The following is a 21629-nucleotide window of genomic DNA, read 5'->3' on the forward strand; positions in this document are numbered from 1 at the left end:
CGCCTACCCCTCGAACCGGCGAAGCCGGCTCGCCATTCCCCGGGCCGCCTCGGTCGGGTTCTGCTCCTGCGAGAGCGCGTCGTGGACCTCGCGTTCGACCACGTCGGACATCCGGTCGTACCATCGGCGGTTCGACGGCCGCGGGATGGCGTTCTCCGCCGACCACTGGAGGGTGGGGAGGTACTCCCCGAGCGGGTCGGCGTTCCGCGCCCGGTCGGTCTCCAGCAGCGCCGCCCGCGGCGGCACGAAGTTCGAACGTTCGAGCATGGCGAGGTGAAACTCGTCGGTCGTCATCGCCGCCGCGGCGGAGACGGCCGCGCTCACGTCGTCGCTCCGCGGGTTCACGAGCACGTTCCACCCGCCCATCGACGGCGACGAGCCGCCGGCCCCCCGCTGTGCGGCCTCGTTTTCCGTCACGGCGTAGGGCAGCGGCATCGCGCCGACGTTCGACCCGACCGAGGACGCGGCCAGTGCGGCCAGTTCGTCCGGCTCCGCCCGGATCGCCGCCGCGTTCCCCCGCTCGAGCCGCGACCGCGGCTCCGACCCGCTCCAGTCCAGTACGTCCGGCGAGGCGATCTCGCTCGCGTACTCGTCCAGGGCCTGCGGGTCGTCGTCGTACATGAAGGTTCGGAGCATCGACATCGCGTTCCGGGCGGGTTCGTTGCCCGCGGTCACCGGCCGCCCGCCGGACCGTTCGAGGAGCCTGTCGGGCCGCCCGAAGTAGGCCCCGCCCCACGAAGTCAGCAGTTCGTTGAACAGACAGCAGGCCAGCTCGTCGGTGCGGGCCGCCCGGAAGCCGAAGCCGAGGGGAACCCCGGTCTGATTCACGACGTCGTTGATGACGTCCCCGAACGCCTGCCATGTCATCGGCGTCGTCGCCCGGTCCGCGCCCTGCCCGTGGCCGCCCTCCTGGAAGCGGTCCTGTCGGTAGGCGATCGTCGGCACGCCGACGTGCAGCGGCACCGCGCGGATCGCGCCCGCGTCGTCGGTCACCGTCTCGACCGTCGCGTCGAAACCACCCCTGACCCGCTCTCGGGCCGAGTCCGGGAACTCCGAGCGCGCGTCCAGTCGAACGCCCAGATTATCCCGCAGCAGCGAGCGCGTCCAGCCCGCGTCCGTCACGATCAGGTCCGGCGCGGACCGCCCGCCGGCCGTCCACTCCCGGGCCTGCTGGCGAAGCCCTCGTTCGTCCGTGTCCCGGAGTTCGAGGGTCACGTCCTCGCGCAACCCCGCCGCCTGGAGCGCGTCGTTGAGCGCGCCCATCGCGTCGGCCTCGACCGGCGCGGCCGCGAACGTCAGCGTGACCTGCTCGGCCGGTTCGTCCTCCGTCTCGGTGTCGGTCGGTTCCGCCGTCGCGGTCTCGGTGTCGGTCGCCGTCGCCGCGTCCGTCGGCGGTGCGGTCGGTTCCGCCGTCGGTGAGTCGGTCGCCGTCGCCGCGTCGGTGTCGGTCGCCGCGTCCGTCTCGCCGGTCGTCGTCTCCTCCCCGCCGCCCGAACAGCCGGCCACCGCGGCGGCCGCTCCGACCAGCGCGAGGTAACGCCGTCGATCCATGCAGACCCCTCGGACGAGTGACGGATAAAACGCCCGGTGAAACTCGTCAGGCCTATACCCGGCGCTCGAAAACGGGGGTGTATGTTCCGCTCCGCCCGCCGGGAGGTCGAAGACGCCCTCGCGAGCGCCCTCGCGGGCCTCGATCTCCCCACCGACGACCTCGGTATCGAGGAGCCGCCGGCGGACGTCGACGCCGTCCTCGCCTCCAGCGTCGCCTTCCGGCTGGCCGGCGAGGTCGGCGCCGCCCCGCCCGAGGTGGCCGCCGACGTCGCCGCCGAGATCGATCCCGGCGACCTGACCTACGTCGCCGCCGTCGAGACGCAGGGCCCCTACGTCAACTTCCTGCCGAGCGACGCCTACTTCGCCGAGACGCTCCGGGCCGCGGGTGACGACTCCTACGGCGAACTCCCCCCGAAAGACCGGTCCGTCGTCGTCGAACACACCAGCGCCAACCCCACGGGGCCGGTCCACGTCGGCCGCGCCCGCAACCCCATCATCGGCGACGCCGTCGCGAACGTCCTCGAGTACGCCGGCTACGACGTGGACCGCCACTACTACGTCAACGACGCCGGCCGGCAGATGGCCGTGTTCACGTGGGCCTACGAGACCTTCGACGAGGAGGACCTCCCCGAACCCGAACGGGACCGTATCGAGTACGACCTCGTGCGCTACTACCGCAAAGGCAACGAGTTCCTCGAAAACGCGCCCGAAGCCGAGGTCGAGGCCGCCGAAGACGAGATTCAGTCCATCATGCAGGGGCTGGAGGCGGGCGACGAGGCGACCTACGAACGGGTCAGCGAGGTCGTCGATCAAGTCCTCTCGGGGATGAAGGTGTGTCTCGGCCGGCTCCCCGCCGAGTTCGACGAGTTCGTCAAGGAGACCCGGTTCATGCGCGACGGCTCGGTCGACGACCTGATCGACCGCCTCGAAGAACTGGACGCCGCCGTCTACGAGGACGACGCCTGGCAACTCGATCTGCCGGACATCGACAAGAACCTCGTCTATCTGCGAGCCGACGGGACCTCACTCTACGCCACCCGCGACCTGGCCCACCACGAGTGGAAGTTCGAGAACTACGACCGCGCGGTCACGGTGCTGGGCGAGGACCACAAGCTCCAGGCCCGCCAGCTTCGGACCACCCTCGACCTGCTGGGCCACGACGCCGACGGGCTCGACCAGGTAATCTACTCCTACGTCAATCTCCCCGAGGGGAAGATGTCCACCCGGGAGGGGACCGGCATCGACCTCGACGATCTGCTCGACGAGGCCATCGACCGCGCCCGCGAGGAGGTCGAGGACCGCCTCGAAGACCGTCTCCGGGACGACGACCTCGACGAAGACGACGTCGAGCGCATCGCTCACCAGGTCGGCATCGGCGCCGTCCGCTACGACATCGTCTCGAAACAGCCCGCCAAGGCCATCACCTTCGAGTGGGAGCGGGCGCTCGATTTCGAGGCCCAGTCCGCCCCCTACGTCCAGTACGTCCACGCGCGGGCGTGCGGGATCGTCGGGGAAGCGCGGGAGGCCGGTCACGACGTGCCCGAACCGGCCGCGGTGGACGCCGACGCCCTAGAGACCGCCGAGGCCCGCGACCTCCTGCGCACCATCGCGCGGTTCCCGGCCGTCATCGAGGCGGCGGCCGACGACCACGAACCCCACGTCGTCGCGACCTACACCCGCGAGTTCGCGGAGGCGTTCAACGCCTTCTACCGGGAGTGTCCGGTGCTCTCCGCCGAGGGGGCGACCCGGGACGCGCGGCTGGCGCTGGTCGTCGCGGCACGCCACACCGTCGCCAACGCCCTGGACGCGCTCGGCGTCGCCGCTCCCGAGTCGATGTAACAGCGGACGAGAACCCCGTCAGGCCGGGAGCGGGACGGCCGTCGGGAGGATCGATCCGCCGACGAACTGCACGGAGAAGAGACCGATACCGAGGGTAATCAACAGAAAGAGGAGTATCCAGCTCAGTGGAATTGATTCGTCGTTTGCCATTGCCATGTCGGGAGTCGGTGGAGCGACGGTTTCAAACTGACGTTTCGACGCGGGGGTCGGTCAGTTGAACAGCCCGAAGACGCCATCCTCGTCTTCGTCCTCGTCGTCGCCGTCGTCGCCGTCGTCGGTGGACTCGCTCTCGGCCGCAGTGTCGTCGGCGTCGGCCCCGGCGCCGATGGGCGTTTCCGGTTCGTCGTCGGCCTCCCCGTCCTCGCTGTCGCCGCTGTCGGCGCTCGCGGGCTCGAACTCCTGTTCCGGTTCGACGCCGCCCTCGGTGTTTGCCTCGTAGATCTCCTCCATCGTGGAGGCGAGTCGCCGGTAGGCCTCGGCGGCGTAGCTGTCGGGGTCGTTGATCAGGAGCGGCTCCTTCTGGGTCGCGTCCTGGTCCTCGGGGACGACCGCGAGCATCTCCAGGTCGAGCTTGTCGGCGACCTCGGAGACGTTGGTGTCGTCGTTGGCCCGGGTCAGGACCGCGCCGACCACGTCGCCCTCGATGCGGTCGGCGAGCTGGGCGGTCTTGACGGTGTCGCCGATAGCCACGTCGTTTGCGGTCGTGATGAGGAGCACGCCGTCGGCGAGCCCGAGCGGGACGGTGGTCTCGTGGCTCAGGCCGGCGCCGGTGTCGATGAGAACGATCTCGTAGGCCGTCGAGAGCGCCTTGACGACCTTCCGGAGCTTCGCGGGGTCGGCGTCGGCGAAGGCCTCCAGGTTGCGCTCGCCGGGGACGACGGTGATCCCGCCTGGCCCTTCGGTAATCGCATCGCTGACGGCGGCTTTCCCCGCCAGCACCTGGTGGAGGCTGGGCTGGTGTTCGATATCGAGCATGGCACCGAGATTCGCCATCCCCAGGTCGGCGTCGACCACGACCACGTCGTGCCCCGCGTCCTCCAGGGCCACGGCGACGTTGATGGCCGTCGTGGTCTTCCCGACGCCGCCTTTCCCGCCAGCGATGGTGTAGACGTATCCCGTCATACTTCGTGTCCCGTCATGGCTCCTGTTGTGTGACCACAAGACGAGGGAAACATATAAACCCGTACGTCTCAGGGGCTTTCGGCTCCCTCGTCGGGGCCGAGCGGACGACCGTGTGCCGGTCCGGCCGGCGCCGACCGCGACCGACACGTGCGTACTTCGAACGATGACCGGCCCATTGAAAAGCGCCACGGTCGGTTATTCACGATTGATATCTCGGCCTGTTGTCGGGTCCGCGACCGGCACGGTCCGTCGACGGGGCCGGTCAACAGTTACTTGTGTTTCATCGGGCTAGTGACGCGTAATGAGCAAGCAGGAACAGGACCAGTCGGACAAACAAAAATACGAGTTCCAGAAGGTCATCGAGGACCTCAAGGAGTACGAGGGCTCGGGGACGCAGCTGGTCTCCATCTACATCCCGGAGGACCGCCAGATCAGCTCCGTCGTCAGCCACGTCACCCAGGAACACTCCGAGGCCTCCAATATCAAGTCCAAGCAGACCCGAACCGCCGTGCAGGACGCCCTGACCTCCATCAAGGACCGCCTGCGCTACTACGACACCTACCCGCCCGACAACGGCATGGTCGTCTTCTCGGGGGCCATCGACACCGGCGGCGGCCGGACCGACATGATCACCAAGGTCCTGGAATCGCCGCCCCAGTCCATCGAGTCGTTCCGCTACCACTGCGACTCCGATTTCCTCACCGAGCCCCTCGAGGAGATGCTCGGCGACAAGGGCCTGTTCGGCCTCATCGTCCTCGACCGCCGGGAGGCAAACGTCGGCTGGCTCCGCGGGAAACGCGTCGAGCCGGTCAAGTCCGCCTCCTCGCTGGTCCCCGGCAAACAGCGCAAAGGGGGTCAGTCCGCACAGCGGTTCGCCCGCCTGCGCCTGGAGGCCATCGACAACTTCTACCAGGAGGTCGCGGAGATGGCCGACAGCCTGTTCGTCGACCAGCGCCACGAGATGGACGGCATCCTCGTCGGCGGCCCCTCGCCCACGAAAGACGAATTCCTCGACGGCGACTACCTCCATCACGAACTCGGGGACATGGTGCTCGGGAAGTTCGACGTGTCCTACACCGACGAGTCCGGCCTCTACGACCTCGTCGACGCCGCCCAGGACATCTTAGACGAGCACGAGATGATGCAGGACAAAAGCGAGATGGAGGAGTTCTTCAAGGAACTCCACGACGGCGATCTCGCCACCTACGGGTTCGGCCCCACCCGCGAGAACCTGATGATGGGCGCCGTCGACCGCCTGCTCATCTCCGAGGACCTCCGGAAGGACGTCGTCACCTACACCTGCCCCAACGGCCACGAGGAGCGGGAAGTCCTCGACCGCCGCGAGGAGGCCCCCGACCACGACTGCACCCGGTGTGACGAGTCCGTCCCCGCCGACGAGGGCGAGCGCGAGGACCTCATCGACCACCTCATCGACATCGCCGAACAGCGCGGCACCGAGACGATCTTTATCTCCACCGACTTCGAGAAGGGCGAACAGCTGCAAAACGCCTTCGGCGGCGTCGCCGGGATTCTGCGGTACGGTACTGGGGTCTGAGGAACCCACTTTTTGCACCTCCTTCGCGGCCTCCGGCCGCTCAGTCGGGCAAAAACGTGGGGGAAAATCGCGGTTCGTTCCCGCTGCCGGCGCTCCGCGCCGGCTCTCGTCACTCACCGCGGCCGCTCGCGCCGCTGGCGCTCGCGGTCGCCATCTTCGCTCAGAAGTACCGCTACCACGGCACTGCCGACCGCCGCTGCCCACCCGTCACTCCAGTAACTGCTCCAACTGCTGTTTCCGGCCCTGCAAATCGACGTGGCTGTCGATGCTTCCGGTCGTCGCGAGCCGGTCCAGCGCGAGCAGGGGGTCGGTGCCCGCTTCCTCGATCCGTTCGAAGAGGGCGTCGATATCGGAGCGATAGAGCGCGAGCGAGGTCAGCAGGCCGATGGAGATCGCCATCGCGACGCCGGCCTCGGGGTCGTCGGGGAAGGGGCCGGCGACGGCGACGCTGAAATCCGGCGGCTCGGCCGGCGGCTCGGCGTCCGGTTCGAGGACGAGACAACTGGGGCAGATCGCCGCGCCGGGTGACTCCTCCGGGAGATGCTGGCGGAACTCGGCGGCGACGGGGAACCGGACCATCTCGGTCCGACAACTCGGACACTCCATACTCCCTCTGGACCCGCCGGACGCAAAAACGTATCTGAAACCGTCCTCGCACCCCTCGTGGACCGGAACCGCGGGGAACAGCCCGTCCCGTCAGTCGTCCGCCGCCAGTTCGACTTCCTCGGCCTCTTCCTCTCTGGCCTTCCGCTCCTCTTTCTCCTCTTCTTCCTTCTTGGCCTTGATCTTTTTCAGGCGGAAGATCTCCTCGCGTTCCTGCTCTTCGAGTTTCTGCTCGATGTACTCCTTGTTCTCGTTGAGTTCGGGCAGGAGCTTGAACTCGAGGGCGTTGACGCGCCGTTTCGTGGTCTCGATCTCCTCGAGCATCTTCTTCATCGCCGTCTCGACCTCGGCGGCGAGGATGATCGTCTCCAGCAGTTCCTCGTAGGCCTCGGCGGCCTCGTCGATGCGGGCACTGGTCCCGAGCACGCCGTACCCGCGCTCGTCGAGGCTCTTTCGCACCTTCGAGGACTCGATCTGGGGGACGACGACGCCCATGATGTTTTTCGACTGCGTCGTCAGCTCCGGGTGCTCTTTCAGCGCGGCCGCGGCACCGCGGACGGCGACGTCACCCTCCATCGCCCGCGCCATGTCGATGGTGCGCTGGGCGTCCTCGTAGTTCTGTTCGAGATCGGACCGGACGTCCTGTGCCTGGTCCAGGATGTCCATGAACTCCATGATGAGGCCGTCGCGCTTTTTCTCCAGCGTGTCGTGGCCCCGTTCCGAGAGTTCGATCCGGTCCTCGATCGCCATGAGGTTCTTCCGGGTCGGTTTGACGTCTTTGGCCATTCGTTGTGACCGGCTTGCTCGCCCACGTGGTTAATTCTTCTCTTTACTCGCGAGCGGTCCGACACGGGTCGTGCGCCGGCGCGGCCGCTCCCGGGTGAGCGCGGAAAAAGCGTCGTCGACGAACCGTTATTCGGCTTCGGCTTCCTCGGTCTCGGCCTCGGTCGCGGCCTCGTCCTCGACGTAGTAGGTCTCGATGAACTCCTCGTCGACGCGGTTGAGTTCCGCCTTGGGGAGCGTCGACAGGAGGTCCCAGCCGATACCGAGGGTCTCCTCGATGCCGCGCTTCGTGTCGAAGCCCTGCTGGACGAACTCCTCCTCGAAGCGGTCGGCGAAGTCGAGGTACTTGTTGTCACGCTCGGAGAGGGCCTCGCGACCGACGATGTTCACGAGGTCCCGGAGGTCGTTCCCCTCCGCGTACGCGGCGTAGAGCTGGTTCGCCACGTCCTCGTGGTCCTCGCGGGTGAAGCCCTCGCCGATGCCGTCGTCCATCAGCCGCGAGAGGCTCGGCAGCACGTCGACCGGCGGCTCGATCCCCTGGCTGTTGAGGTCGCCGTCGACGATGATCTGCCCCTCGGTGATGTAGCCGGTCAGGTCCGGAATCGGGTGGGTGATGTCCTCGCTGGGCATCGTCAGGATGGGCAGTTGCGTGATCGATCCTTCCTGGCCCTTGATGCGGCCGGCCCGTTCGTAGAGGGTCGCGAGGTCGGTGTACATGTACCCGGGGTAGCCACGGCGGCCCGGGACCTCCTCGCGTGCGGCCCCGATCTCGCGCAGGGCCTCACAGTAGTTGGTCATGTCCGTCATGATCGTCAGGACGTGGTACCCCTTGTCGAAGGCGAGGTACTCGGCGGTCGTCAGCGCCAGCCGCGGCGTGACGATCCGCTCGACGGCCGGGTCGTCCGCGAGGTTCATGAAGACGACGCTGCGTTCGAGCGCGCCGGTGCGCTCGAAGTCGTCCATGAACTCGTTTGCCTCTTCCTGGGTGATCCCCATCGCACAGAAGATGACTGCGAACTCCGTGTCCTCGCCTTCCTCTTCCTCCTCGGGCACGCTCGCCTGGCGTGCGATCTGGAGCGCGAGGTCGTTGTGGGGCAGCCCCGACGCCGAGAACAGGGGGAGCTTCTGGCCGCGGATGAGCGTGTTCATCCCGTCGACGGCCGAGACGCCCGTCTCGATGAACTCCTGGGGGTACTCCCGGGAGTAGGGGTTGATCGCCGCCCCGACGATGGGGCGTTCCTCGTCCGGTTCGATCTCGGGCCCGCCGTCGATCGGTTCGCCCGAACCGCTCATGACGCGCCCGAGCAGGTCCTCGGTCAGCTTCATCTGCAGCGTCTCGCCGAGGAACCGCACCGAGGAGTTCCGGTCGATCCCCGCGGTCCCCTCGAACACCTGGATGGCGACGAAGTCACTCGACGTCTCCAGAACCTGTCCGCGGCGCACGTCACCGTTCGGCGTCTCGATCTCGACGATCTCGTCGTAGCCGATCGGCTCGTCGATCTCGGCGAACACCAGCGGACCGCTGATCTCCGTGATCGTCTTGTATTCCTTTTGCATGGTTAGTACAGCTCGTTGATCTGCTCGGCGATGTCGGCTTCCAGGTCGTCGATGTACGCGTTGTAGTCCTCCTGGACGCCGATACGGTTCAGGCGCGGGAGCGCGTCGATGGCGGTGATCTCCTCGACGGGCACGCCCGCGTCCAGCGCGTCGAAGGCCTCGTCGTTGAACGTCTTGATGGCCTCCAGGATGCGGTAGGTCTTCTCCGGTTCACAGTAGGTGTCCACGTCGTGGAACGCGTTCTGCTGGAGCCAGGCCTCACGCAGGTAGCGGGCCACGTCGAGCGTGAGCTGCTGGTCCTCCGGCAGGGCGTCCTTCCCGACGAGCTGGACGATCTCCTGTAGCTCCTGTTCCTCGTCCAGCGTGTCGATGCCCCACTGGCGCTGTTCGGACCAGTCGTCCGCGACGTTGTCCTCGAACCACGGGTCCAGCTGGTCCCGGTACAGCGAGTAGGACTCGTTCCAGTTGATCGAGGGGAAGTGCCGGCGCTCGGCCAGGTCCGCGTCCAGCGCCCAGAAGCACTTCACGATCCGCAGCGTGTTCTGGGTGACCGGCTCCGAGAAGTCACCGCCCGGCGGGGAGACGGCCCCGATGACGCTCACGGACCCCTCCGTGCCGTTGACGTTCTCGAAGTAGCCGGCCCGCTCGTAGAACTCCGACAGGCGCGCGGCCAGGTAGGCGGGATACCCCTCCTCGCCGGGCATCTCCTCGAGGCGCGCGGAGATCTCGCGCATCGCCTCCGCCCACCGCGAGGTGGAGTCGGCCATCAGCGCCACGTCGTAGCCCATGTCGCGGAAGTACTCCGCGATGGTGATGCCCGTGTACACGCAGGATTCACGCGCCGCGACGGGCATGTTCGAGGTGTTGGCGATGAGGCAGGTCCGGGACATCAGGGCGTTGCCCGTCTTCGGGTCCTCCAGTTCGGGGAAGTCGTCGATCACCTCGGTCATCTCGTTGCCCCGCTCGCCACAGCCAACGTAGATGACGATGTCCGCGTCGGCCCACTTCGCGAGCTGGTGCTGGGTGACCGTCTTCCCGGAGCCAAAGGGCCCCGGAATCGCCGCGGTCCCGCCCTTGGCGATGGGGAACAGGCCGTCGAGGACGCGCTGGCCGCTGATCAGCGGCGTCGTCGGGGTCTGTTTCTCCTCGGTCGGCCGCTGGCGACGCACCGGCCACTCCTGGTGCATCGTGACCTCCTCGCCGGTGTCGAGTTCGACGACCGTCTCCTCGACGGTGAAGCTCCCCGACTCGGCGGCGACGACCTCGCCGCCCTCGAAGTCCGGCGGGACCATCACTTTGTGCTCGATACTCTCGGTCTCGGGAACGGTCCCGACGATGTCCGTCGGGCCGACCTCGTCGCCCGCCTCGACGGCGGGCTCGAACTCCCAGGTCTTCTCGAGGTCGATGCCCGGCGCGTCGACCCCGCGGTCGAGGAACGCCGAGTCCATCTTGTCTTCCAGCACTTCGAGCGGGCGCTGGACGCCGTCGTAGATGGAGTCCAGCATCCCCGGCCCGAGGTCGACGCTCAGGGGCGCGCCCGTCGATTCGACGGGTTCGCCCGGCGCGACCGCGGAGGTTTCCTCGTACACCTGGATCGTCGTGATGTCGCCTTCGATCTCGATGACCTCTCCCATCAGCCCCTCGTGACCGACGTACACCACGTCGTTCATGCGGGCGTCGAGGTCCTTCGCCGTCACGACGGGACCGCTTACGCTTTCGATGACGCCGTCTTCACGGACGTCGGAATCTGTTGCCTGACTCATATTAGTCTTCGTCCATTAGGTCGATACCGATCGCTCGTTTGATCTGTTCGCGCAATCCGCCGCTTCCCGTGCCGCCACCGAGGGTGACGAGCACCGGCTCGACGCTCGCTTCCACGTCCCTGCGAACGCCCCGCGAGAGGTGGTCGAGGTCGTCGTCGTACATCACGACGATACCGACGCCGTCGTCCTCGAACACCTCGCGGACCGCGTCGTCCAACTGCTCGTCCTTGTCGTCCTCGGGGACGTTCGCGAACTTCCGGACGCCGGCCAGCCGGAAGCCTGTCGTGAAGTCCGGACTGCCGACGACCGCGATCTCCTGGCTCATAGTATCACCAGTTCGTTCTCGATCTGGTCCTCGGAGAGCCCGGCCTCGCGACCCCGGGCGATGGCCCTGATGTTGTCGATCTCGCGCTCCTTCGCGAGCACGTACGCCAGCACCGGACAGATGCTGAGCGGGTAGCGGTTCGACAGCGTCCCGGAGTACTCCAGCAGCGCCGCGTCCAGCGCCCGCTCGAACTCGATGAGGCTGCCCGCCTCCTCGAGCTCCGACAGCGCCGCCTCCAGGTCATCGCCGTAGACGCTCTGTCGGACGTGTTCGACCAGCTGGTCGGTGTTCCGGGCGAGCTGTCGGAGCTCGTCGGCGTCGAACAGCCGGCCGCCGTCGATGTAGTACTCCGAGGGGTCGAGGTCCGCGCCGCTGCGGGCCAGCCGGAAGGCGTTGCGCAGGTTCCGGAAGTCGACCTCCGCGCTCAGGAACTCGACGTACAGCTCCATCGCGCGGCTCGACTCCGCCGACACGCCGGTCAGCAGGTCCTCGTAGAACGCGCGGTCGAGCGCGTTCTCCAGCGGGACCAGGACGCCCTCCTCCTCGTAGACGGAGTACGCCTCGGCGAGCGGGTCGCCGAAGCGCGTGCCGTCGAGCAGCTCGACGACCTCCTCGATGGAGCCCGCCGAGAGCAACTGGTCGAGGAAGTCGTCGTCGAACTCGCCGGCGCGAATGAGGTCGGCTTCGATCTCCTCGCGCTCGCCGTCGGCGTACAGTCCGCGAATCACCGTCTTGACGTTCCACGCGTCGAACTTCCGGAGATAGCGGACGATGAGATCGTACAGCCGCCCCTCCGACCACCTGAGCAGGTCGTCGAAGTGCTTCGCAACGTTCCGGTTCAGGGCGAACTCCACGAGGTCGACACCGGAGTGTCGCGCGCCCAGCGCGTTCATCTCCGTCTCGTACTCCGACTCCTCCATGAACCGGGCGATCTCGCCCGTGCCCATCCGGATCAACTTCCGGTAGTCGTCGTCGTCGAAGAGCACGGACCGCCGCGACCGGACCCGTGCGGTGACGTACTCGTAATTACCGCTCTCCGATGCCTGTTCCACGTTCATTCTTCGAATAACTGTTCGCTGATCGACCGGAGGTTGTCGTCCCAGACGTCCTCGAGCACCGAGTCGAAGGTGTTGTTCACGCGAACGCGTGACCCCTCGCTCTCGACGACGACGCCGCCGAGGCAGTCGTACTCCCCGGCGTACTCGTAGCCGTCGTAGTCGTCGAGGATGTCAGCGAGCAACTGCTCGTCGTCGGGCCGCGCGTACACGTCGACGGCGGCGCTGTCCTCGAACTCGGTGGTCGCGGCGTCGAGCAGTTCGCGCGTCAGCTCCTCGCGCGTGTCACCGCCCAGGTTCGCGACCTCCTGTTCGACGGCCTCGCGGACCTCCTCCAGCACGGTCCGTCGTGCTTCGAGGCGTTCCTGCTTGGCCTCCAGTTTCGCACTGGAGAGCTTCTGCTCGCGCTCCTGCTCGATCTCGGCTTCGACCTCCCGTTCTTTCTCCGCGCGGATCTCCTCGGCGTCCTCCTCGGCCTCGGCGACGATCTCCTCGGCCGTCGCGTCCGCCTCCGAGAGGATCTCCTCTTCGCGCGCGCGGGCTTCGTCTCGAATGTCCTCTACGACCGTATCCAGACTCATTGGTAGAAATGAAGGGGCGTTTAGACCACGAACACGACGACCAGTGCCAGGATGACAAGCGTCTCCGGCAGGACCGTGAGGATCAGCCCACGGCCGAACATGTCGTCGTCCTCGGCGACGGCCCCGACGGCCGCGGCCCCGATACCGCGCTCAGCGAACCCCGCACCGAACGCCGCCAGCCCGACCGCCAGCGCCGCGGCGGCCGTCGGCGGAATCGCGGGTGCCTGCTCGATTGTCTGTTGCAGTACGACGTTCGTGAACGCCAGGAGTGCTCCGATCATGATTTGTATGTCCTCTGTCGTGCACCGCGCACTTGTATCCGAACGGTTTGGCTTCGTTGTAGCGGACTCATAAAGGTTCCTAAAACCACTCGACAGGCCCTGTGGCGCCAACTCACACGGAACTCACGGCTCCAGCGACCGCGGCAAAAAATCGCTCGACCGGAAGTCGGGCCGCTCAGTCCTCGGTCGTGTACTTGCGCTCGTAGCCGAACGGCTCGAAGGCCCGCCCGCCGCCCTCGTAGAACTTCCCGAAGAACTCCACGTACTCGAGACGCACCGACTGCAGGCCGGCGCTCGTGATCCCGAGCACGAGGACGAGGGCGTGACCGATGACGAGGATGAGTATCCCGACCAGCAGCATGGCGATGCCGCCGTGCATCAGCCCGCCGAACATCACGTCCGTCACCTCGTGGCCGTGATACATGACCGTGGACTGTCCCTGGGGGATCGTCGGCATCCCCGAGAGCCCGAAGTGCCAGGCACCGTGGCTGTCGACGTACACGCCGAAAAAGAGGAGATTGACCACGAAGGCCATCCCCGCCTTCGCCAGCAGTACGGCCGCCAGCCGGGTGTAGGACAGGACGTTCACCAGCACGTTCAGGAACTCGACGACCTCGATCAGGTCGGCGGTTGCCAGCAGGACGAGCCCCGCGAGGAACACGACCAGCCAGGCCGAGAACGGCCCCAGCCCGGGAATCGTGAACAGATCGATCGCCGGGAGGCCGGTGAAGCCCAGCGGGAGCGGGTTCCCGGCGAAGACGCTCTCGGGGCCGACCAGGACGCTGGGCGCACTGCCGTTCGCGCCCGAGAAGATCCACGCCCACAGGCCGAACATCATCAGCAGCCAGGACCCGCTCTCGGTGAGCGCGTCCATGAAGCCGTGGCTCAGGTTCTCGATGAAGTCGAGAATCCAGCCGATGGTCAGGTGGAGCACGCCGGCCAGCAGGCTCAGGACCAGCCACAGGATCGCGTAATCGCCGTAGACGGGCTGGAGCCCCTTGTGCATCGGCGAGCCGCCCATGCCGAGCGCGCCCTCCCACAGGTACGTACTGATCAGGTGGAGGCCGAATATCTCGCCGTAGAGGATACCGAACAGCGCGGTGAAGCCACCTGCCCACAGGCCGACGCCACCGAGACTCCGGATCACGTCGCTGTCGAAACTGGAGGCGAGCCAGCCACCGAGCAGCATATAGAGGATCCCGTACCCGAGGTCACCGATCATGAAGCCGAAGAAGGCCGGGAACGTCAGGAAGACGAACAGCGTCGGGTCGAACTCCGAGTACTTCGGTCGGTTGATGACCTCGACCAGCGCCTCGAAGGGTTTGACCGCCCCGGAGTTCTTCTGGATGACCGGCGGTTCGCCGCCGCCCATCGTGACCGCCCCACCGTCGGAGCGAGTCTCCGACGAGGTCCCGCTCGCGACGCTCGCGGGACCCCCGTCAGCGGCTTTCCGTTTCTCCGTGCCGCCGTCGGTGGCCGTCTCGCCGCCGTCCGCGGCCGTCGGCTCGCCGACGCCACCGCCGCCGCCCTCGACGGGCTCGCGGCCGGCGACGTGTCCCTCGCCGTCGTACTCGGCGCGTTCGAGCTCCTCGACCTCGACGTGGTCGCCGACGGCCGTCTCCAGCGCGTCGGCCAGCTCCACGAACTCGGTCGTGGGGAGCCACCCTTCGGCGACGAAGGCGTTGTCGGTCGTCGCGAACGTCAGCGGCGCCTCCGATTTCTGGACCTCGATGGAGAGTGTCTCCTCGGCCGCGAGCAGGAAGCCCGCGACGTCGAGACGGATGTCCTCGAGTTCGTCCTCGACCGTGTCGAGTTTGCCCTCGAGTTGCTGTTTGCGGTGGCGCAGCTCCGAGATGTACTCCTCGGGACTGCCCTCCGCGTCGGGCACCTCGTAGGCCTGGAAGCTGGCACCGACGAGCAGGTCGCCGACCGCGGGGTCGGCGTCGTCCGCCGGGTAGACGTAGACCGCGACCGCGCCGTCTTCGGCGTAGACCTGGAAGGCCTCGACGTCCTCGGCCTCGCGCAGTTCCCCGCGGATCTCCTCGGCGTCGCCCTCGCCGACCGCGACTGACAGGGAGTCATAGCCCGTCAGCAGGTCCATGTCGATGCCGAGTTTCGCGAACGGTTCGAAGGTGTCGATCTTCTCCTCGACGCTCCGGAGTTCGTCGGTGAGTTCGTCGCGGCGCTCGTCGAGTTCGTTGACGTCCTGGCGGATCCCTTCGAGCTCCTCGTCCAGTGCGTCGTCGGTGACCAGCCGTGTCGGTCCGGCGTCTTCCTCCTCGACGCCGAGGATGCTCTCGAGCGAGCGGACGACGACCAACTTCTCCGAGGCCTCGTCGGCGCCCTCGATGGGGTCGCCGGGCTCGAAGCCCTCCCAGGCGTCGTCGTAGTCGGTGACGTGCAGGAGGTTCAGCTCGTGGAGCGTCTCGATGGTCTCGTCCATCACCTGTTTGGAGCCGGTGACCGAGACCCGGCTCATCCGCTCAGGTCTGAGCATGTACCGCCTCCTCGAACAGTTCTGTGACGTGTTCGATCACCTCTTCTTTCCGGTCCTCGGCGCGTTCTTCGAGCGCCTCCCGCTCCTCGCGACCCTCATCGAGGATGCGCTCGTGTTCGGCGTCGATCTCCTCGCGTGCCTGTTCGAGTCGTTCCTCGGCCATCTCCGCGGCCTCCTCGCGGGCCTGCTCTCGGATCTGCTCGGCCTCCTCGCGGGCCGCCTCGATCCGCTCGTCGGCCTCCTCGTCGGCCTCGGCGATGATCTCGTCGGCCTCCTGTTCGGCCTCTTTGATCCGGTCGAGAACCTCTGGCCTTGGCATTTGAATCATCCGGAGATTGCGTAAGCGGCTATTTGGTAGTTGCGAAGTTCGTTGCCACCTTCGTGTCCCGTTGCCGCGTCCCGCCCGCCGCCACAGGGCACGGTCCCGACACGAAATCCGGGGGATTATGTCCCCGAACGCCCAACACGCAGTCGATGGGAGTTCTCGAGAACAAGGCGCGCGCCCGGACCTTCTACAAGTACCTCTCGAAGGTCTACGACGAGATCAACCCGTTCATCTGGAACGAGGAGATGCGGGCCGAGGCCATCGAACTGCTCGATATCGAGCCCGACGACCGCGTCCTCGACATCGGCTGTGGGACCGGCTTCGCCACCGAGGGCCTGCTCGAGCGAGTGGAGCAGGTCTACGGCCTCGACCAGAGCCCCCACCAGCTGGAGAAGGCCTACGCCAAGTTCGGCAAACGCGACGGCCCCGTCACCTTCCACCTCGGCGACGCCGAGCGCCTCCCGTTCAAGGAGGACACCTTCGACGTCGTCTGGTCCTCGGGCTCCATCGAGTACTGGCCCAACCCCGTGGCCGCACTCCGGGAGTGTCGCCGCGTCGCGAAACCCGGTAGCCAGGTCCTGATCGTCGGCCCGAACTACCCCAACTCCGGGCTCTTCCAGAAGCTCGCCGACACGATCATGCTCTTTTACGACGCCGAGGAGGCCGACCGGATGTTCCGCGAGGCCGGCTTCACCGACTTCGAGCACGTCACGATGGGTCCCTCGTACAACCCCGAGATCGCGATTACGACGGTGGCGCAGGTGCCGGAGTAACGCTCTCGTGGTGTTTTGTCCCGGTTCTCAGGCCGTCGTCCGGAGGGCGGCGACGCGGTGCTCGCCCTCGTAGACCAGTACCCGGACGCTCGCGCCCGCGTGGAGGCCCGGCTCGTTCGTACTCGCGAGCGTCAGCGACGCGACCTCCCCGGCCGTCCAGGGGCCGTCGGTCGCGCTGTTGAACGGGCCGGTCGGGCCGCTCTCGAACCCGGTGGCCGCGAAGAAGGGGACCGGCGGCTGGTGGCGGAGTGGCCGGTCGTCGATCCACACGCGGACGCGGAGCCGGTCGGGGTGGAGCGGGTCACCGCCGCGATGGACGACGGCGAGCCGGCCGGCCGTCGCGTTCGCCTCCAGGGCCAGCGACGCCCGTGGCGGTGCCGCGGGACTGGCCTCGTGGACGGCCACGCCGACCGTCACTGCGGCCAGGACGGCGACGCCGGCCAGCAGGACGACTCCGAGGACGGAACTCGTTGCACGGGTCGACACGACGGGGGCTGGTCCCGGCCTCCGATTTGAACCTAGGGTGTTCAGACGCCGATTGTGAACTCGGTGGCGTGGTCGGCGGTCGTGGCGTTGACGACGGTCAGGCCGTTCGGGCGGATAGTCCACAGCGAGCCGTCACTCCCGGTCCGGCCGACGGGGGTGCCGTCGATGCTGATCCGGGCGTCGACGGTGGTGTTCAGCGCCGGATCACGGACGGTCACCTCCATCGGCCCGGTGGGATGGGTCGTGTTCGCCCGGACGGTCAGGTTCTCGGTCTCGTGGGTGACCGTCTCGCGGATGGGGAGCCGGGAGATTCGCTCGTCCTGGATCTCGCGGAACGTCTGGTTCGTCCGGCCGTCCAGGTAGACGTCGAGCTGGCCGTGGCTGTGGTCGATGGTGAATCGATAGATCGGCGTGAGGCCGATGCCGCGGGCCCGACGGGTACTGATCCGGTTTTCGAACGCCCACGGGTAGAGGACCCGTGCCCGGTCGAGCGCGGCACTGACGGGGTACCGCTGGGTGCCCCTGAAGCGGTCGGGACCGGGACCGCCCTGAGCGTTCGCGACGTACGCCTCGCGAACGTACCGGCCGCCGCTGATACGTGCGAGGACGAGGCTCTCGTCGGTGTTGCCGACGTAGACCTGCTGTGGCCCGCTCCCGCCGACCGAATTCCCGATGGTCGATTTGACGAGCCCCTGCACCACGACCGGTTCGGCGCGGGTGTTCTGGATTCGGACCCTGAGGTCGGTCGGCAGCGTGTATCCCGGCTCCGTTCTGACGGTGTCGAGCAGTCCCGTGACGGCGGCGTCGAGCCGGTCGGCTCGGGTGTCGATGATCGCGAGCCGCCTGAGCGTGGTCTCCGTCGATATCTGTCCGTCGTTGTACGCTCGGAGCGCGGCGGATTGCTGTTCGCGGAGGGCCTGGCTTCTGTTCTCCAGATCGCTGGCCGCGTCCACGAGGACGCCCGTCCGAGCGCTCGCGTTCGGTGCGGACTGGAAGGCTTCGACCGTCGACCGTCTGAACAGCCGGATACGGAACCGGCTACTCTCCATCGCCGCCGCGCCGGCGACGTCCACGTCGGCCGTGCCGAACCGCTCTCGCTGTTCGGCGGCCGCACCGTTCGGGAGGGCGAGGTATCCCGTCGTATTGTTCACTGACACGACGGGCAGGCTGGCACCCGACTCGGCGGGGGCGACCGACCCGGGCGAACCGGTCGCTGCGGGGCCGGCAGAGACGCCGGCCGACAGCGTCGCGACGACGACCAGCGTCGCCAGCACTGCGGGGAGGCGGTGACGCATCGTCGTCCGGTTCACACGCCAACACAAAAACCCGTTCGGTACTCGCCGGTCGCCCGTCCCGGCCCGGGTAGCGATCGCTTGTAGAGCCGACTCGGCCCCCTTTTCGGGGGCTGAGAGGCGCCGAGACGTTTCAAAAGGGCCGCTGACGTTTTATTATCGGATAGAAAGGGTTTTCCCCGCGGCGCGACCAGAACGGGGATATGTCGACGCGGACGCGCGCCGCCCTCCTGGGGGTCTTCGTCGGTCTCCTGTTCGTCGGCCCGGCGGTCGGGGGAGCCGTCGCGCCGGCACCGACCGGCGGCAGCGCGGCCGGGGCCGACGCGACGCAGCTGACGAGCCAGCAGTCGCTGGCCCCCGACAACGAGACGCTCCGCATCGGGCTCCAGTCGGACGGGAACGCCCGGTGGACGATCCGGAGCAACTACTCGCTCGCGACCGACGCCGACGAGCGCGCGTTCCGTGCCCTCGCGGCCGACTACACCGACGGCAACTACGGGGCGGGCCGAGTCGCCGCCTTCCGGACGGCCAGCCAGCGGGCCAGCGAGGCGACGGGCCGGTCGATGGTCATCCGGAACGTCAAGCGGAGCGCCAACGTCACGAACGGGACCGGCCAGCTCGTCCTCCAGTTCACGTGGACGAACTTCAGTCGGCAGTCGGGCGAACGGCTGTACGCCGACGACGTGTTCAACACGTCGGGGCAGACGTGGCTCCCGGGTCTGGAACCGTACCAACGCCTCGTCATCGAACCGCCGCCCGCGCACACCATCGTCCGTGCGACGCCCGCGGGGTACACCGTCTCCGACGGGACGGTCCGCTGGGAGGGCCCCCGGGAGTTCGCGCCCGGTGACCTCTCGGCCTCCTACCAGCGCGTCGAGAACTCCGGTCCCGGGTTCCCGGTCGCGCTGGCCGGCCTCGTCGTCGGCGCCGTCGCGGTGGTCGCGGTCGTCGGCTACCTCGTGCGGTCACGCGACGGCCTGCCCGTTCCCCCGCTCCCCACGTCCACGTCGGGGGACGAGTCGGGCGAGACGGCCGTGACCGACGGCGCCAGCGCCGAGTCGGCCGACGCGGCCGTGGCCGCTGGCGCCACGGGCGACACCGACGAGGGCGACGCGGTCGATGCGGAACTGCTCAGCGACGAGGAGCGCATCGAGCGCCTGCTCGAACGGAACGGCGGGCGGATGAAACAGGCGACCATCGTCAAGGAGACCGACTGGTCGAACGCGAAGGTGTCGCAGTTGCTCTCGGCGATGGACGACGAGGGGCGCATCGACAAACTCAGAATCGGCCGCGAGAACCTCATTTCCTTCCCCGACGAGGACGTTACCGATCTGGACGACGAGTGACCGGTGGGTTACCACTGTTCGAATGAACTGTTAACACCGTTTCCGCTATTCGGAAACGTTTAACCTTGACTAACGAACAGTCAGGGATGAGCATGAAGATTCTCGTGACAGTAAAGGAGGTGGCGGAGGTCGAAGACGAGTTCGAGATCCAGGGACTCGATATCGCGGAGCAGTACCTCGAGTACGATCTCAACGAGTGGGACGACTACGCCATCGAAGAGGCCGTCCAGATCAGCGAAAACAACGACGACGTGGAGGTCGTCACCGCGACCATCGGTCCGGAGCGCTCCGAGGAGACCATCCGGATGGCGCTGGCGAAAGGCGCCGACCGCGCCATTCGCGTGTGGGACGACTCCATCGAGGGCAGCGAGTACCTCGACGTCGACGCCAAGGCCGAAATCCTCTCGGCCGTCGTCGAGGAGGAGGACCCCGACCTCGTGCTGACCGGCGTCCAGTCCGGTGACGAGTCCAACGGCGCGACCGGTGTCACCCTCGCCGAGAAGATCGACTTCGAGTGGGCCGCCGTCGTCAACGCCCTCGACCTGGACGTCGAGGGCGGCGTCGCGAGCGTCCACCGCGAACTCGAAGGCGGCGTCGAGGAACTGACCGACGTCGAGACCCCCGCGGTCCTCACGATCCAGTCCGGGATCAACGAGCCCCGCTACGCGAGCCTGCGTGGCATCCGCCAGGCCCAGAGCAAACCGCTCGACGTCCACTCGCTGGACGACATCGGCGTCGACGCGGGCGTCACCGATAGCCCGCTCTCGCCGACGGACATGTACGAGCCCGAGTCCGAGGGCGACGCCGAGATCTGGGAGGGCAGCGCCGAGGAGACCGCCGGGAAACTGGCTGACTTCCTCCGCGACAAGGGGGTGGTCGACGGATGACGGACGTGCTGGCCGTCGCCGAACACCGCCGCGGCGACCTGCGTGACGTGAGCTACGAGATGATCTCCGCGGGAAGCGAACTCGCCGACGCCACCGGCGGCGACCTCCACCTCGCCGTCATCAGCGGCGACGTGGACGCCTTCGCCGAGGACCTGAACCGTGAGGGGGCCGACGTCATCCACACCGTCGACCACGGCGAGGAGTTCAACCACAACGTCTACGCACAGGCGCTCGAGCAGATGGTCGACGAACTCGACCCGCAGTACGTCCTCGCCCCCAACAGTGTCAACGGGATGGACTACGCCCCGGCCGTCGCCGAGGCCAAGGACCTCCCGCTGGTCACCGACGCCGTCGCCCTCGCAGAGAACGGCTCGCTCGAAGTCACCCGCGAGCAGTACGGTGGCAAGGTCGAGACGACGATCGACGTCGAAGAGGACAACGCGGCCGTCACCATCCGCCCCGCCGAGTGGCCCAAGGCCGAGGGCACCGGTGACGCCGACGTGCAGGCCTTCGACGCCGACATCGACGAGGACGCCATCGGCTCGACCGTCACTGGCTTCGAGGAGGTCGCCGGCGGCGACGTGGACATCAGCGAGGCGGACTTCCTGGTCTCCATCGGCCGCGGGATCGAGGAAGAGGAGAACATCCCGCTGATCGAGGCGCTGGTCGAGGCGACCGACGCCACCCTCTCCTCGTCGCGCCCCATCGTCGACAACGGCTGGCTGCCCAAGAATCGGCAGGTCGGCCAGTCCGGGAAGGTCGTCACGCCCGACGTGTACATCGCCATCGGCATCTCCGGTGCCGTCCAGCACGTCGCCGGGATGAAAGGCGCCGACACCATCGTCGCCATCAACACCGACCCCAACGCGCCGATCTACGACATCGCCGACTTCGGCATCCAGCAGGACCTCTTCGACGTCGTGCCCCAGCTCATCGAGGAGTTCGGCGGCGACGTGCCGGACGTCTGAATCGGATATCTCCGAGAATCACATTTTTTGTCACAGCACG

The 21629-nt window shown here is 67.4% G+C and carries 21 protein-coding genes; 6 read left to right on the plus strand and 15 right to left on the minus strand.

What is annotated here, in order from left to right; translation table 11 throughout:
- Positions 1-3: 3 nt before the first annotated feature.
- On the minus strand, positions 4-1551 hold the full coding sequence (locus MUG96_RS01195) for an extracellular solute-binding protein (RefSeq protein WP_246985762.1): 1548 nt from the start codon (positions 1549-1551) through the stop codon (positions 4-6).
- An 81-nt stretch (positions 1552-1632) separates the two neighbouring features.
- Between MUG96_RS01195 and argS the strand changes: the two genes are divergently transcribed.
- Positions 1633-3390 (plus strand): arginine--tRNA ligase, encoded by a 1758-nt coding sequence (argS, locus tag MUG96_RS01200; RefSeq protein ID WP_246985763.1) that lies wholly within the window; start codon positions 1633-1635, stop codon positions 3388-3390.
- An 18-nt stretch (positions 3391-3408) separates the two neighbouring features.
- Here the strand turns inward: argS and MUG96_RS01205 are convergent, their stop codons facing one another.
- Both MUG96_RS01205 and MUG96_RS01210 read right to left on the minus strand, forming a co-directional pair.
- Positions 3409-3546 carry a hypothetical protein gene (locus MUG96_RS01205; protein ID WP_246985765.1) on the minus strand — a complete coding sequence of 46 codons (138 nt, stop codon included), beginning with the start codon at positions 3544-3546 and terminating at the stop codon, positions 3409-3411.
- A 54-nt stretch (positions 3547-3600) separates the two neighbouring features.
- Entirely contained in the window at positions 3601-4512 is a 912-nt protein-coding gene (locus MUG96_RS01210) for a MinD/ParA family ATP-binding protein (protein ID WP_246985767.1), read from the minus strand.
- Positions 4513-4813: 301 nt separating this feature from the next.
- Here MUG96_RS01210 and prf1 point away from each other — a divergent pair, with 301 nt between their 5' ends.
- Positions 4814-6067, plus strand: a complete 1254-nt coding sequence (gene prf1 / locus MUG96_RS01215) for a peptide chain release factor aRF-1 (RefSeq protein WP_246985769.1) — start codon at positions 4814-4816, stop codon at positions 6065-6067.
- 207 nt (positions 6068-6274) lie between these two features.
- On the opposite strand, the gene MUG96_RS01220 is transcribed toward prf1, so the two are convergent.
- The 10 genes from MUG96_RS01220 to ahaH form a co-directional block, all read right to left on the minus strand.
- The gene (locus MUG96_RS01220) at positions 6275-6673 is read right to left on the minus strand and encodes a DUF6276 family protein (protein ID WP_246985771.1); all 399 of its coding nucleotides are present in this window, start codon (positions 6671-6673) and stop codon (positions 6275-6277) included.
- A gap of 90 nt (positions 6674-6763) precedes the next feature.
- Positions 6764-7456: a V-type ATP synthase subunit D gene (locus MUG96_RS01225; protein ID WP_246985773.1), complete on the minus strand. Its 693-nt coding sequence runs from the start codon at positions 7454-7456 to the stop codon at positions 6764-6766.
- 126 nt (positions 7457-7582) lie between these two features.
- On the minus strand, positions 7583-9010 hold the full coding sequence (locus MUG96_RS01230; RefSeq protein WP_246985774.1) for a V-type ATP synthase subunit B: 1428 nt from the start codon (positions 9008-9010) through the stop codon (positions 7583-7585).
- 2 nt (positions 9011-9012) lie between these two features.
- On the minus strand, positions 9013-10773 hold the full coding sequence (locus MUG96_RS01235; protein WP_246985776.1) for an ATP synthase subunit A: 1761 nt from the start codon (positions 10771-10773) through the stop codon (positions 9013-9015).
- A gap of 1 nt (position 10774) precedes the next feature.
- Positions 10775-11098 (minus strand): V-type ATP synthase subunit F, encoded by a 324-nt coding sequence (locus tag MUG96_RS01240; RefSeq protein WP_246985778.1) that lies wholly within the window; start codon positions 11096-11098, stop codon positions 10775-10777.
- On the minus strand, positions 11095-12156 hold the full coding sequence (locus MUG96_RS01245) for a V-type ATP synthase subunit C (RefSeq protein WP_246985780.1): 1062 nt from the start codon (positions 12154-12156) through the stop codon (positions 11095-11097). Before MUG96_RS01245 ends, MUG96_RS01240 begins: the two co-directional genes overlap by 4 nt.
- Positions 12153-12734 carry a V-type ATP synthase subunit E gene (locus tag MUG96_RS01250; protein WP_246985783.1) on the minus strand — a complete coding sequence of 194 codons (582 nt, stop codon included), beginning with the start codon at positions 12732-12734 and terminating at the stop codon, positions 12153-12155. Before MUG96_RS01250 ends, MUG96_RS01245 begins: the two co-directional genes overlap by 4 nt.
- A 20-nt stretch (positions 12735-12754) precedes the next feature.
- Positions 12755-13015, minus strand: a complete 261-nt coding sequence (locus tag MUG96_RS01255; protein WP_246985784.1) for an ATP synthase subunit C-like protein — start codon at positions 13013-13015, stop codon at positions 12755-12757.
- 175 nt (positions 13016-13190) lie between these two features.
- Complete coding sequence (locus tag MUG96_RS01260) at positions 13191-15512, minus strand: V-type ATP synthase subunit I (protein WP_246985786.1); 2322 nt, start codon at positions 15510-15512, stop codon at positions 13191-13193.
- Positions 15499-15831, minus strand: a complete 333-nt coding sequence (gene ahaH / locus MUG96_RS01265) for an ATP synthase archaeal subunit H (RefSeq protein ID WP_246985788.1) — start codon at positions 15829-15831, stop codon at positions 15499-15501. Before ahaH ends, MUG96_RS01260 begins: the two co-directional genes overlap by 14 nt.
- 155 nt (positions 15832-15986) lie before the next feature.
- Between ahaH and MUG96_RS01270 the strand changes: the two genes are divergently transcribed.
- Positions 15987-16610 carry a methyltransferase domain-containing protein gene (locus MUG96_RS01270; protein WP_246985790.1) on the plus strand — a complete coding sequence of 208 codons (624 nt, stop codon included), beginning with the start codon at positions 15987-15989 and terminating at the stop codon, positions 16608-16610.
- A 27-nt stretch (positions 16611-16637) separates the two neighbouring features.
- On the opposite strand, the gene MUG96_RS01275 is transcribed toward MUG96_RS01270, so the two are convergent.
- Both MUG96_RS01275 and MUG96_RS01280 read right to left on the minus strand, forming a co-directional pair.
- The gene (locus tag MUG96_RS01275) at positions 16638-17096 is read right to left on the minus strand and encodes a type IV pilin N-terminal domain-containing protein (protein ID WP_246985792.1); all 459 of its coding nucleotides are present in this window, start codon (positions 17094-17096) and stop codon (positions 16638-16640) included.
- A 41-nt stretch (positions 17097-17137) separates the two neighbouring features.
- Positions 17138-18391: a DUF7096 domain-containing protein gene (locus tag MUG96_RS01280; RefSeq protein WP_246985794.1), complete on the minus strand. Its 1254-nt coding sequence runs from the start codon at positions 18389-18391 to the stop codon at positions 17138-17140.
- A 200-nt stretch (positions 18392-18591) separates the two neighbouring features.
- On the opposite strand from MUG96_RS01280, the gene MUG96_RS01285 reads away from it, so the two are divergent.
- The 3 genes from MUG96_RS01285 to MUG96_RS01295 all read left to right on the plus strand — a co-directional run bounded on the left by MUG96_RS01285 (position 18592) and on the right by MUG96_RS01295 (position 21589).
- Positions 18592-19734: a helix-turn-helix transcriptional regulator gene (locus tag MUG96_RS01285; protein WP_246985796.1), complete on the plus strand. Its 1143-nt coding sequence runs from the start codon at positions 18592-18594 to the stop codon at positions 19732-19734.
- A 92-nt stretch (positions 19735-19826) separates the two neighbouring features.
- Entirely contained in the window at positions 19827-20621 is a 795-nt protein-coding gene (locus tag MUG96_RS01290) for an electron transfer flavoprotein subunit beta/FixA family protein (RefSeq protein WP_246988726.1), read from the plus strand.
- On the plus strand, positions 20618-21589 hold the full coding sequence (locus MUG96_RS01295; RefSeq protein ID WP_246985798.1) for an electron transfer flavoprotein subunit alpha/FixB family protein: 972 nt from the start codon (positions 20618-20620) through the stop codon (positions 21587-21589). The genes MUG96_RS01290 and MUG96_RS01295 overlap by 4 nt, the downstream gene beginning before the upstream one ends.
- Positions 21590-21629: the final 40 nt, after the last annotated feature.

This window comes from Halorientalis marina, from assembly GCF_023028345.1.
GTDB lineage: Archaea > Halobacteriota > Halobacteria > Halobacteriales > Haloarculaceae > Halorientalis > Halorientalis marina.